Source organism: Paenibacillus sp. FSL R7-0297, assembly GCF_038009025.1.
Classification (GTDB): Bacteria; Bacillota; Bacilli; order Paenibacillales; family Paenibacillaceae; genus Paenibacillus_AQ.
Genome location: NZ_JBBPAQ010000001.1, coordinates 6849035 through 6862302, shown reverse-complemented (window position 1 = coordinate 6862302; position 13268 = coordinate 6849035). Strand labels below are relative to the sequence as shown.

Annotated in this window: 8 protein-coding genes; all 8 read left to right on the top strand. The window is 55.1% G+C overall.

Annotation, left to right across the window (positions count from 1 at the left end):
• The first annotated feature begins 115 nt into the window (after positions 1–115).
• Positions 116–1159: an inositol 2-dehydrogenase gene (iolG, locus tag MKZ24_RS29750; protein ID WP_042233790.1), complete on the top strand. Its 1044-nt coding sequence runs from the start codon at positions 116–118 to the stop codon at positions 1157–1159.
• Positions 1160–1197: 38 nt separating this feature from the next.
• Positions 1198–2028, top strand: a complete 831-nt coding sequence (gene iolB / locus MKZ24_RS29745; protein ID WP_042233792.1) for a 5-deoxy-glucuronate isomerase — start codon at positions 1198–1200, stop codon at positions 2026–2028.
• A gap of 649 nt (positions 2029–2677) precedes the next feature.
• Complete coding sequence (locus tag MKZ24_RS29740; RefSeq protein WP_340789413.1) at positions 2678–3688, top strand: LacI family DNA-binding transcriptional regulator; 1011 nt, start codon at positions 2678–2680, stop codon at positions 3686–3688.
• Between the two features lie 951 nt (positions 3689–4639).
• The gene (gene iolC / locus MKZ24_RS29735; RefSeq protein WP_042233796.1) at positions 4640–5650 is read left to right on the top strand and encodes a 5-dehydro-2-deoxygluconokinase; all 1011 of its coding nucleotides are present in this window, start codon (positions 4640–4642) and stop codon (positions 5648–5650) included.
• A gap of 111 nt (positions 5651–5761) precedes the next feature.
• On the top strand, positions 5762–7222 hold the full coding sequence (locus MKZ24_RS29730) for a CoA-acylating methylmalonate-semialdehyde dehydrogenase (protein WP_042241843.1): 1461 nt from the start codon (positions 5762–5764) through the stop codon (positions 7220–7222).
• A gap of 7 nt (positions 7223–7229) precedes the next feature.
• Positions 7230–9257 carry a 3D-(3,5/4)-trihydroxycyclohexane-1,2-dione acylhydrolase (decyclizing) gene (gene iolD / locus MKZ24_RS29725; RefSeq protein WP_445324178.1) on the top strand — a complete coding sequence of 676 codons (2028 nt, stop codon included), beginning with the start codon at positions 7230–7232 and terminating at the stop codon, positions 9255–9257.
• Between the two features lie 156 nt (positions 9258–9413).
• Positions 9414–10310: a myo-inosose-2 dehydratase gene (iolE, locus tag MKZ24_RS29720; protein ID WP_340790240.1), complete on the top strand. Its 897-nt coding sequence runs from the start codon at positions 9414–9416 to the stop codon at positions 10308–10310.
• A gap of 686 nt (positions 10311–10996) precedes the next feature.
• Complete coding sequence (locus MKZ24_RS29715; protein ID WP_340789409.1) at positions 10997–13249, top strand: helix-turn-helix domain-containing protein; 2253 nt, start codon at positions 10997–10999, stop codon at positions 13247–13249.
• The last annotated feature ends 19 nt before the right edge of the window (positions 13250–13268 follow it).

Below are 13268 nucleotides of genomic sequence, written 5' to 3'. Positions count from 1 at the left end.
TCTTCGCCTTATCCTAGAGGAGCCGGGTAAAAGATTTGCTTGAAGCATCCGGGAGCATGAAGTATACTATTCTCGGGAAGGTTAAGCGCTTACCCTCTGAGGAGGATAAGCGAACATGGTAAATCCGATTGTAGTTGGCATTATCGGCGCGGGAAGAATCGGGCGCCTGCACGCGGATAATCTGCGTGCGATGCCGTCGTTCAAGCTGAAGTCCATTGCAGAAGCAATGATGAGTGATGAATTGCTGGCCTGGGCGGAGAGCCGGGGGCTTGGCTCTGTTTTTGCAGCGGGTGAAGATATTCTGAATGACTCCGAGATTGAAGCGGTGTTCATCTGTACACCGACGGATACACACGCTTCGTGGATTGAGCGGGCTGCGCTTGCCGGGAAACATATATTCTGTGAGAAGCCGATCAGTCTGTCATCGGAAGAGACCCTTCGGGCATTACAGATTGCAGAGGAAGCAGGCGTGCTGCTTCAGGTCGGCTTCAACCGCCGGATGGACCCCAGCTTCCGTAAGCTGAAGCAGCTGGTTGAGTCCGGGGAGCTGGGCAGCCCGCATATTGTGAAGATCACCTCGCGTGATCCGCAGCCTCCCGGTGAGTCTTATGTGCGCTCTTCGGGCGGCATGTTCATGGATATGACGATTCACGATTTCGATATGGCCCGCTACCTGATGGACGGGGAAGTGGCTGAGGTCTACACCCGGGGGGCGAACCTGATTGATCCAATGTTCGGCCGCTGCGGGGATGTGGACACAGCCGTCATCACACTGACCTTCGAGAGCGGAGCAATCTGCGTGATTGATAACAGCCGCAAGGCTGTCTACGGCTATGACCAGCGGGTGGAGGTATTCGGCACGCTCGGTTCGGCGACTGCCGACAATTGCCGTCCGACGACAGTGGAGGTGTCCACCGCTACTTCGGTTACCCGCGACCAGCCGGAGCATTTCTTCCTGGAGCGCTATAATCGGGCGTTCATGGATGAGATTGCCGCGTTTGCCCGTTCGGTACGGCTGCAGGAGCCGCTGATCTGCAGCGGCCGCGACGGTCAAGCAGCACAGCTGATAGCCGAAGCAGCCAGAGCATCCTATGTGAGCGGGCTTCCGGTCAAGCTGTCTGCTGCAGGAGCGGGACTATCGGAGATGCAAGCCTTGTAAGCGGATGCAAACCTTGAAGACAGAGGAGGATGAGGAAGATGTCCGAACTAATCATTAAGGCTGGAGCGCCAGACCAGGATGGACTTGTGGCTGCGGTCAGCCCGGAGAGTGCCGGGTGGAAGTATGTAGGATTTGAGGTGTACCAATTGCAGGCCGGGGATACACTGGACCGCAGGGCAGAAGGGAACGAGGTCTGTCTGGTACTGCTTGCGGGCAAGGCGGATATCCGGGTGGATGGCGAGCTGTTCGCGGGTATCGGCGGGCGTATGTCGGTCTTTGAAGACATGGCACCATACGCTGTGTATGTTCCGGCGGGAGCGAATTACAAGGTTACAGCACTGACAGAGCTGGAGCTTGCAGCCTGTCTTGCTCCGGGAACGGGCAAATACCCGGCCCGGCTGATTACGCCATCCGATGCGGTTGCAGAGGATCGGGGGTATGGCAGTATGTCGCGCAGGGTCGTTAATATCCTGCCTGAGCAGAGTGTAGCTGAGAGTCTGCTGGTGGTGGAGGTGCGCACGGGCGGCGGCAACTGGTCCAGCTATCCGCCGCATAAGCATGACCGCGATAATCTGCCGGAGGAGTCCTATCTGGAGGAAACCTACTATCACAGGGTGAATCCCGCCCATGGCTTTGTGGTGCAGCGGGTCTACAATGACGACCGCAGCCTAGACGAGACTCTGGCTGTAACCGACCGGAGCATCGTGCTTGTTCCGGAAGGGTATCACCCCGTCTCTGCGCCGCCGGGTTATGATTCGTATTATCTTAACGTGATGGCGGGTCCGGTCCGCACCTGGGTATTCCATAATGATCCAGATCATGAATGGCTGTTCAAGTCGGGGCAGGGCGCGGCTGCTGTGGAAGATTGAACGGAGTCCGGGAGGGAAGATTAAGCGGAGTCCGCGAGGGGAAATTGAACGGAGCCCGCGAGGCAAGTTAATAGATTAATCTGGGGCTTCCGCGTAGCGGGGGCCTTTTGATGCGGGGATAAGCAAATTATAGATAAGCTCAGCGGTTCACATCCGAAGAAGTGCGGGGGCGGGGCGGCTGGATCGAGCGGTGATACTCTGGGAGCGAAATAGTGAATAGTGAAATAGTGAAATGCTGAAATGCTGAAATGCTGAAATACAGTGTTTATTGCAATTTGTGTTCATAGATAGCCAGCCGGGTGCATGGAAGAGATGTTGCAGAGAATACAAGAATAGTCTTGCTATGATCGCATAGTGAAGGTGAAATCTTGCTTTTGATGCAACAATTATGGATTAGAGCTGATTTTGGTGAAGGAATGTTGTATTCTGGTCAGGATTTTAATCTGGACAGGATTTCAATAAGGAGGAAGCCGAATGCAGAACAAGGAAGTCCGAATGCAGAACAAGGAAGCCGAATGCAGACATGTCTGAGTTTCTGCGGTCTCTATTTTGCGGAGGAGGCAGCATGCCTGTTAGATAGACACCGCCGGAGGACTTCCTTATAATCGAGTTATAAGAAGGCAAGAACGCAAAGGCGGGCTTAATAACGATGAAACCTACGATCTATGATGTGGCACGGGAAGCGGGAGTCTCCATCGCTACCGTGTCCAAGGTATTGAATAAGAGCGGACGGATCAGTGTCAATACGCGGGAAAAGGTAGGGCGGGTCATGGCGGAGCTGAACTATCAGCCGAGCATGGTAGCTTCCGCCCTGACCAACCGCCGGACAGGGACCATCGGGCTGATGATTCCCGATATTGCCAATCCTTTTTTTGCTGAGACAGCCCGTGGTATCGAGGATTATGCCCAGGAACAGGGCAGTGACTTAATCGTGTGCAGTACGGACCGCAGTGATGAGAAGGCCGCACGGTATATCTCGCTGCTGCTGCGCAAACGGGTGGACGGCCTGATCATTGCTTCCCATCCCGGGAATCCTGAGCTGATTCGTGGGATGGTGGCCGATCATGTGCCGCTCGTGCTGTTCTCAGCAGATATCCGCAGCTTGGAGAGCAACAGTGTCACGGTGGATGATTATAAAGGCGGCTATCAGGCAACAGAATATTTACTGTCCCTCGGCCACCGTAGGCTGGGGATAATCTCCGACAATCTGCCGGGGAGCAAGCTGCGTGTGGAAGGTTTCCTTGATGCGCTGAAGGCGGGGGGAATCGCTTGTGACAATCCGGCGAATATGATACACACCTCGGCTACGCTGGAGAACGGGCGGACAGCAGCAGCAGAGATGCTGAATCAGGCCACAGAAATCCGCCCTACAGCCATCTTTGCCTGCAATGACCTGCTGGCGATCGGGGTGCTCAAGGAGGCGCGCAGTGCCGGCCTGTCCATTCCCCGCGACCTGTCTGTAATAGGCTTCGACAATACGGTGCTGGCAGAAATCTGCCATCCCACATTAACCAGTATCGCCCAGCCTTTGCGGGAGATGACAGAGCAGGCGATGATTCTGCTGAATGAATCGATCAGTAATCCGGCCAGCCCCAAGCGGAAGATTATGCTGATGCCGGAGCTGGTAATCCGCCATTCTACAGGCCCGGTTCCGCAATAAGGAATTCATAGGCTGGGCAGCACCCGTGAGACCCTCAAGCAGAAACAGCGCGCCGTCCTTCAACAATACGGCATCCGTTTCAGCGAGAAGGATAAGAAATATTTATTGCGCGAAGCATATAAATTCTATATTTCAAGGAAAGACCCCACTTTGTGGGGTCTTTTGCTGAAACGGAGGCCAAAGATGCCCAGAGGGGGCTGGATAGTCTGGAAGTGAGAGTAATCAGGAATTAGTTGGATTTTCTCCACTTGCTGATGAACGAATGGACGCTGCCAAAACAGTAGTTGGATAAATGACACTTAAATTAGCATAAAATCCCCAAAGTAGCGAAACTGCCGCCAGTAGATGCTATTTATCCACTTGTTTCGGTCCATCTCTCGAAAATCGGCGGATTAAGATACATTTTTCCACTTGTTTACTGGGAGAGCCGGAATCCCCCGGTGTTCTCTCGTCGTCCCGGCGTTCCCCAGCTTCTCCCCCTGGCGCTTCTCCCCAGAGTCTCATCAACCTATCCTTCAACGTTCTCTCAATTCCGCTCAGCATCCTCCCATTAACTGAAATAACCCTGTCCTTTCAAAAGAGGATAACGGTTCAGTGGTGTGCAATTTCCAAGGTTGTTATCGCTTTCAAATTGAGGATTGCCAAATGCCTTGTTCTAATCTATACTAAAGAGGAAAATTAGGTTAAGCGCTTACCCTCCCCCCGAAAAGAAAATAACTTTCTGAGAAAGATCAACTGGCCAATTATTCAACTATTCAATCGACAACCAAACAACCAAACAGTCAAACAACCAAACAACCAACCAAACAACCAAACAGCAAAACAACCAAACAGCAAAACAACCAATCAATCAAACAATCAATCAATCAATCAATCAATCAGCTAACCAACCAACACTCGGTCAGTTATTCAACGACCGTATTCCCTAAGCTCGATCAAGGAGGCATTACTATGAACGGTTTACAGTTCGACCCTACCCGGCAGCTGGATTTAATCGCCATTGGCCGGCTTTGTATAGATCTGAACGCCAATGAAACCGGGAGACCGATGGAAGAGACGATGACCTTCACCAAATATGTCGGCGGCTCTCCGGCCAATATTGTAATCGGTGCAGCGCGTCTGGGTATGCGTACCGGCTTCATCGGCAAGATTGCCGATGACCAGATGGGCCGGTTCATCCGCAGCTATCTGCAGAAGGGCGGCATAGATGACAGTCAGGTGAGCGTTGACCGGACGGGTGCGGTGACGGGGCTGGCTTTTACAGAAATTAAGAGCCCGCAGGAATGCAGCATTCTCATGTACCGGGATCATGTGGCCGATCTCCTGCTGAAGCCAGAGGAAATCTCGGAGGAGTATATCCGCAGCTCCAAAGCGCTGCTCATCTCCGGCACCGCTCTCGCGCAGAGCCCTTCCCGTGAAGCGGTATTCCTGGCGCTGGAGTTTGCCCGCAAGCATGGGCTTACTGTATTTTTTGATCTCGATTACCGGCCGTATACCTGGACTTCGAAAGCTGAAACGGCGGTCTATTATAACCTGGCGGCTGAGAAATGTGACTGTATTATCGGGACCCGGGACGAATTCGATATGATGGAAAACCTCTATAATCTCGCAGGTGCGGACGATAAGGCAACGGCGGCACGCTGGTTCGCGCATCAGGCAGAGCTGGTGGTCATCAAGCATGGCGGCAGCGGATCGATCTCTTATACCGCGGATGGGCAAAGCCATAGAAGCGGTATTTTTCCGGCTAAGGTGCTGAAGACGTTCGGTGCAGGTGATTCCTATGCCTCGGCCTTCATCCACAGTCTGATGAACGGGCACAGTGTCAGTGAGGCGATGCGGCGCGGCAGTGCGTCGGCATCCATCGTCATCTCCCGCCATAGCTGCTCCGATGCCATGCCAACCCTCAACGAGCTGGAAGACTTCCTGCTCTCGAACGAGGAGATTACATCAGGCGCACAATAAGCACATATGCGGGGGACAGAAGGAACCGGCGGCGATTACACATTCAGGCAGCAGCAGAACAGACTGAAGTCATTACCAGCAGACATCAATAGAGCCGAAGGAGTGGACAGAATGACAGTGCCAACTGCACAAATACTGAAGAATTATATTGACGGACAATGGGTAGAAGCGGATACAGCGCAGACGGAGCAGGTAGTTAATCCGGCGACGGGTGAGGAGCTGGGCAGAGTTCCCCTGTCTTCGAGAGCCGATGTGGACCGGGCGGTGGCGGCGGCAAAAGCAGCTTTTGCCGGATGGTCCAGTACGCCGGTGCCGCGCAGGGCACGGATTCTGTTCAAATACCAGCAGCTGCTGGTTGAGAATTGGGAGCCGTTGGCGAAGATCATCACACTGGAGAACGGTAAAAGCTTCAAAGAAGCCTACGGCGAAGTGCAGCGCGGCATTGAATGTGTAGAATTCGCGGCAGGCGCCCCGACGCTGATGATGGGCCGGCAGCTGCCGGATATTGCGACTGGGATCGAGTCCGGCATGTACCGCTATCCGATCGGGGTGGTCGGCGGGATTACCCCGTTTAATTTTCCGATGATGGTGCCCTGCTGGATGTTTCCGCTGGCGATTGCCTGTGGCAACACCTTTGTGCTGAAGCCTTCGGAGCGTACACCGCTACTGGCGGCACGCCTCGCTGAACTGCTGGAGGAAGCCGGACTTCCGAAGGGCGTGCTGAATGTAGTGAACGGTGCGCATGAGGTGGTGAACGGCCTGCTGGAGCATCCTGATGTGAAGGCGATTTCTTTTGTCGGATCGCAGCCGGTGGCAGAGTATGTCTATAAAAAAGGGACAGACCATCTGAAACGCGTCCAGGCTCTGGCCGGAGCGAAGAACCATTCGATCGTACTGGCGGACGCGAACCTGGAGGCATCGGCTTCCCAGATTGTGAATGCGGCCTTCGGCTCTGCCGGGGAACGCTGTATGGCCTGTTCTGTGGTGACGGTGCAGGAGGAAGTGGCCGATGAGCTGATCTCCATCCTATTGCGTGAATGCAACAGCATGACCATCGGGAATGGCCTGCAGGAGGATACGTTTCTTGGGCCGGTGATCCGGCAGGGGCATAAAGACCGGACGGTTGCCTACATTGAACAGGGGATCGCGGAAGGGGCGAAGCTGCTCAGGGATGGCCGGGAGGATGCTGCGGTGCAGGAAGCGGGTTATTTTATCGGGCCAACGTTGTTTGACGGAGTGACGGAGGAGATGAAGATCTGGCAGGAGGAGGTCTTTGCGCCGGTGCTGTCGGTCATCCGGGTGAAGGATGTCGCTGAGGCGGTGGAGATTGCGAACCGCTCGCGGTTTGCGAATGGAGCGTGTATTTTCACCAATGATGGCGGCAAAGTCCGCTATTTCCGCGAGCATATCGAATCCGGGATGCTGGGTGTCAATGTAGGCGTACCGGCACCGATGGCCTTCTTCCCGTTCTCGGGCTGGAAGGATTCATTCTACGGCGATCTTCATGCGAACGGAAGCGACGGGGTGGAATTCTATACGCGCAAAAAAGTGGTCACCGCCCGTTGGCAGTAGGGCGAAGATGAAGGGGGGACATCAGGTGGAACGGATCAAATTAACGACAGCGCAGGCGCTGGTTAAATTTCTGAATCAGCAGTATGTCGATTTCGGCGGCGGGCCGGAACGCTTCGTGCACGGTGTATTCACCGTGTTCGGACATGGCAATGTACTCGGACTCGGACAGGCACTTCAGGAAGCGCCGGGGGAACTGACGGTCTATCAGGGACGCAACGAGCAGGGAATGGTTCATGCGGCGACCGCGTTCGCCAAGCAGAGCCGCAGGCGGAAGATTATGGCCTGTACCGCTTCGGTAGGGCCGGGGGCGGCCAATATGCTGACGGCTGCCGCTACGGCGACGGCGAATCAGATTCCGGTGCTGCTGCTGCCGGGGGATACTTTTGCCACCCGCCAGCCGGACCCGGTGCTGCAGCAGATGGAGCATACCTATAATCTGTCGATCTCGGTTAACGACGCCTTCAAGGCAGTAAGCAAATACTGGGACCGGGTCTGCCGGCCTGAGCAGCTGATGTCGGCTATGCTGAATGCAATGCGGGTGCTGACGGATCAGGCGGATACCGGGGCGGTAACAATCGCGCTGCCGCAGGATGTACAGGGGGAGGCTTGGGAGTATCCGCTTGATTTCTTCCGCAAAAGAGTTCACCGCGTCCTTCCCCGGCTTCCGCATCCGGCTGAGATCGCTGCTGCTGCCGAGCTGATTGCGGGCAAGCAGCGGCCGCTGCTGATCTGCGGCGGCGGTGTCCGGTACAGTGATGCCGGAGAGGCACTGCGCGCTTTTGCAGAGAAATTCGCCATCCCGTTCGGGGAGACCCAGGCCGGAAAAAGCGCGGTCGCCAGCAGCTTCGAATACAACCTCGGCGGTATCGGTGTCACCGGCAATGGCTGCGCCAACGCGCTGGCCCGGGAGGCTGATCTGGTGATCGGCGTCGGCACCCGGTTTACGGATTTCACAACAGCTTCCAAGAGCCTGTTCGGTCATCCCGAGGTGAAATTCCTGACGCTCAACGCCTCGCCGTATCACGCGGCCAAGCTGGATGCGCTGGCTGTTGTCTGTGATGCTGCGGAAGGATTGAACGCATTATCCGCAGCTCTGGAGGAGCGGGGGTACCGCTCAGCGTATACGGATGAGATCGCGGAGGCCAAGGAGGCTTGGAGCGCGGAGAGAGTACGTCTCGCCGGTGTGGAATATCCGGGGAATGCCGGAGATGCGGGCAGCTTGCCGGGTGGCATGACGGAAGGTAGTGTTAAGCAGGATCTGGCTGATCGCGCAGCAGATTCGTTTATTCCGGAGATAGCTGGTCATCTGGATGAGAAGCTCACCGAATATGCTGAAGTGCTGGGTACTTCGCTTACACAGACGCAAGTGCTGGCGATCCTCAATGACACCATACCGCAGGATGCAATTGTCATTGGAGCCGCAGGCAGTCTTCCGGGAGACATGCAGCGGATGTGGAACTCGGAGATACCGGATACCTATCATATGGAATATGGATTCTCTTGTATGGGCTATGAAATCTCGGGTGCGCTGGGTATCAAAATAGCCGAGCCGCAGCGCGAGGTCTACGCGCTGGTCGGCGACGGCAGTTACCAGATGCTGCATTCAGAGCTGGTAACCAGCCTGCAGGAGAACCGCAAGATTAACGTCATTCTTCTGGATAATGCAGGCTTCGGGTGCATTAATAACCTGCAGATGGAGCAGGGAATGGACAGCATGGCAACGGAATTCCGTCACCGGGGTCCGGACGGCCAGCTCAGCGGTGAACTAATGCGTATCGACTATGCTGCGAGCGCTGCCGGTTATGGGGTTCAGACCTTCCGCGCGGCGACAGCCGGGGAGCTTCAGGCTGCTCTGGCGGCGGCCCGGAAGTCGGAACGCTCCACGCTGATCGACATCAAGGTGCTGCCCAAGACGATGACCCATGGCTATGGGGCCTGGTGGAATGTGGGGGTAGCTGAAGTATCCGGCAGTAAGGCTGTGCAGGCTGCTTACCAGCAAAAATCCAGCGAGCTGAAGAAGGCCCGCAGCTACTGAGAGTGCACAGGGTTTACTGAAACGGAAGCCCTCCTACTTGAAGGAGGGCGCAGCCGTTGCGACTTGCCGAAACGGCGGGCTGGTCAGCTTCCTGAAGCCACATCATGAAGATGAAGCCTGCCATACTTGGGATTGTGGAAGGGGTAGAACAAGATGATGTTCCGAGAACATGCCATCCAGCTGGCCATTGCTCCGATCGCCTGGACCAATGATGATATGCCTGAGCTTGGGCAGGGCAATACCTTCGAGCAGTGCATCAGCGAAATGGCGCTTGCCGGGTATCAGGGCAGTGAAGTCGGCAACAAATACCCGCGCTCCCCGGAGGTGCTGCGCCGGGCATTGGAGCTGCGCGGTCTGAAGATTGCCAGTGCCTGGTTCAGTGCGTACCTGACGGTACGCCCGTATGAGGAGACGGCAGAAGCTTTTTGCATACACCGTGATTTCCTGCATGAGATGGGCGCCAAAGTCATTGTAGTATCCGAACAGGGACGGAGCATTCAGGGACAGATGGACACGCCGCTGTTCGCTGACAAACCGGTATTTACCGGCCAGGAGTGGGCGGCGCTTGCGGCTGGTCTGGGCGGACTGGGGCGGCTGGCGGCTGAGAAGGACATGACACTGGTGTATCACCATCATATGGGGACCGGTGTGCAGACGGCTGCGGAAATCACCCGGCTCATGGAGCTTACCGATCCTGGTGAAGTGTCGCTGCTGTACGATACGGGGCATCTGGCCTTCTCCGGTGAGAACCCGCTGGAGGTTCTGCGCGAGCATCTGCCGCGGATCAGGCATGTGCATCTGAAGGACATCCGGCCGGAAGTGGTCCAGCGGGTGACTACGGAGAAGCTGAGCTTCCTCCAGGCGGTAAAAGCGGGAGCGTTCACCGTACCGGGGGATGGCTGTATTGCGTTCTGGGAGATTTTTGCCGAGCTGGCTGCCTCCCCCTATACGGGGTGGTTCGTCGTCGAAGCGGAGCAGGACCCGGCGCTTGCCGATCCGCTGGAATATGCCATCAAGGCACGGCGTTATATCCGGGAACTCAGCGGTTTATAAGCCATAAGGGTGGTAGTCGTTATAGCTGAGGGGTGAAAGTATGCGGGGGTGCACGGCTGCGGCTGTGCTTACTCCGCTTTTTCATGGAATGGTGGTTGATGGGGGGCACCCGTATGATAAAAATGGGCTGGGGGCGTGAATAAGGAGCAGGAGTAGGCGAGAAATCACATTTTTCAGGTAACCGCCGACCCTCCCGCCGCTCGTCCCTGGTGACATCCGCCTCCACATCCCGGGTGCTGGCTCCTATTCCTTTGGGCTATATAGATTGTACTTGTAAGTTGTCCGTTCTGGGATGGCCGTGACTGCTAATGCTCCAACAGTTATATAATTCTCCTATGTCACTTTTCCCTGTTTGTATATTTTTCAAGTTCAATCAATATAACTCATCGTTTCTGCTGATGTCCGTCCATCGGGTTGTTTCCACATATATCCACACCTAGCTTGCTTAACCCAAGCAGGCAGGGCATAAGAAGCTGGCGGGGAAGATAGCTGCGGCGAATTGACTTTATCTGGTTGGCTGGACCGGGAGCGCGTATGCTATAATGGCAGGAATTCGGGCAGAAGTTATGTCTATGACCCCCTCAGTTGAATGTCTGTATTTGCCGCGGCTTCGTTCAGAGCGGTGTTTGTTATTGAGCGGCCGGACCGCGGACGGGTATCTAGATGGTTGTGGAGGAGGTTGTCTATTGTTTCGTACCTGGTATCGCCGATTGGTGCTGTCCTATTTCCCTATTTTTTTGCTGACGGTGACGATTCTGATCTTTGCCTCATTTGTGTTTATTAACGATATCTCCCGGATGGAGACGAAGAAAGCAGACCGCATCTCAGCCAGCTATCTCAGGGATAGTGTGGACCGGACGATCAAGGAAGCCGAGTTGTCGGTGCTGGAAGCGGTTGAGCGAAGCGATATCTACAAGCTCTATTTCAATAATCAAGGCGAGCCGGAGCAGGGAACAGTCTATGCAGTTGCCCAGAGTCTGCGTAATATGATGAAAGAATCCTCGTATATTCAATCCGTCTATTTGTATGACCGTGTCCATGGAAGCGTTTTAACAGATACGGGCTTGAAGGAGCTTGAAGGATTCTTCGACGAGGACTGGATTAAGGCCATGACCTCCACTCCAGTGTTACCGGAAGGGTGGCAGCCGGTCAGGGAGTATAATTCTGACCTGTTTCAGCGTACCCCCATCCGTGTGCTGACTACCAACAAAGCGATGCCGCTTCCCTTCGGCTCCGGGGGCATGCTGGTCATCAATCTCAAAATGAGCGCCATGGAGCAGCTTATCGACAGTATGGTCAACCAGCAGCTTTCTTACATGACCATTCTGGACAGTAACGGGGAGACGCTGTACCAAGCGCATTCCGACACTGAGGGTGCCACCCGCGGCAAGCTGCTGAATACGCTGAAGCTGGAGAGAAACGGCTGGACGTTCGCAAGCGGAATCAAGGCCGGGAACCTGTTCAATTGGGTTTCTGTGATTTCTTATCTCTGGGTAGCGATTGCCATCGGGACTGTAGTATGTGCGATATTGTATCTGATCTATGTGACCCGGCGCAATTATAAACCGATCCAGGTGATTATGAACCGGATTGAAGGCCATCAGATCCGCATGATGGATCAGTCTACCGACAGGCCTGACGAGATGATGCTTATTGACGGGGTGCTGGAGGATCTGATCAATCACATGACCGATTATGATAAAAAAAGCAGGGAGAACCTGCTTCTGCAGCGCAGCAAGCTGTTCACCGATCTGCTGCATAGCGAGCGGCTGGAGCAGGTGACCCAGCGGCTGGAGGAGCTGTCGCCCCTTACCGGTGCCGAGGCCTCATCACGCTTCATGGTTGTATTAGCTGAGATTAACCAGTATGAGCAGGTCTTCGAGGACCGCTATACCCGCGGCGACCAGAATACGCTTAAGTTTGCCCTGATGAATGTGTTCCAGGAACTGGCGCGGAATTCGGAGCTGCAGGGGTGGGCAGAGTGGGTAGGAACCGAGCGCGCTGCGATTCTCTTCCTGGCAACCGGCAGCGATCAGGAGATGGAGGCCAAGATCCGCATCTTCGCGGAGGACTGCCGCTCTTGGGTAGAGCAGAATCTGCGGATTTCGCTCAGCTTCGGGATTGGCTCCGCAGCAGCCGGGCCGGCCAAGATCCGGGAGTCTTATGCTGCAGCCGAATATATCATGCAGCATAAGCTGCTGATCTATGGGGATATCGCTTTGGCCGAGAGCGGCGAAGCGCGCCAGCCGCTGCTGGAGACGTATAAATATCTGCAGATGATCGCGGAGTTCGTGAAGCACTTCCGCATGTCGAGCGGACAGTGGCGGGAGCAGCTGGAGCGGATCTTTGAAGCGTTTGAACAGGATTTCCTGAAGGACGAAGAGATCCGTTCCCTAATCCAGGCTATGCTGCAGATGCTGGGCCGGGAAGTGGCGGTAATGTCCGAGCAGCTGCAGGACGAGCTGTCGGCGGAGAATGCGCAGGTCCGGCTGAAGCAGCTGGAAGAGGCCGAGGCCATCCATGAAGTGAAGGCTATTTTATTTGAATATGTCACCGATTTATTCCGCACCTATGTCTCTGTCAGCGAAACCAAAAGCTACCGGGCCATGGTCAATGAGATGAAGGATTATATCGAAGAAAATTTTGCCAATCCCGATCTGTCGCTGAAGCATCTGAGTGACCGGTTCCAGGTCTCCGGCAAATATGCCAGCTATCTGTTCAAGACGGAATTCAAAATGAAGTTTGTGGACTTCCTCACTGAGCTGCGGATGAAGGAAGCTGAGCAGCTGCTGGCGGAGACGGATTATTCCCTGCAGGATATCGCGCTTCAAGTAGGATATGCGAATGCCATTTCATTCGGCAGGGTATTCAAACGGATTGCCGGCATCACGCCGGGCGATTACCGCTCCTCGAAACGCCGCGAAGCCTCCAGAACCTGAGCCGCAGGTTGGGCCGAAG

Bases quoted from the DNA above. Each gene is read 5' to 3' on its own strand.
- iolC (WP_042233796.1), top strand. From the start codon at position 4,640: ATGAACGGTTTACAGTTCGACCCTACCCGGCAGCTGGATTTAATCGCC.
- iolE (WP_340790240.1), top strand. From the start codon at position 9,414: ATGTTCCGAGAACATGCCATCCAGCTGGCCATTGCTCCGATCGCCTGG.
- iolG (WP_042233790.1), top strand. From the start codon at position 116: ATGGTAAATCCGATTGTAGTTGGCATTATCGGCGCGGGAAGAATCGGG.
- MKZ24_RS29730 (WP_042241843.1), top strand. From the start codon at position 5,762: ATGACAGTGCCAACTGCACAAATACTGAAGAATTATATTGACGGACAA.
- iolD (WP_445324178.1), top strand. From the start codon at position 7,230: ATGAAGGGGGGACATCAGGTGGAACGGATCAAATTAACGACAGCGCAG.
- iolB (WP_042233792.1), top strand. From the start codon at position 1,198: ATGTCCGAACTAATCATTAAGGCTGGAGCGCCAGACCAGGATGGACTT.
- MKZ24_RS29740 (WP_340789413.1), top strand. From the start codon at position 2,678: ATGAAACCTACGATCTATGATGTGGCACGGGAAGCGGGAGTCTCCATC.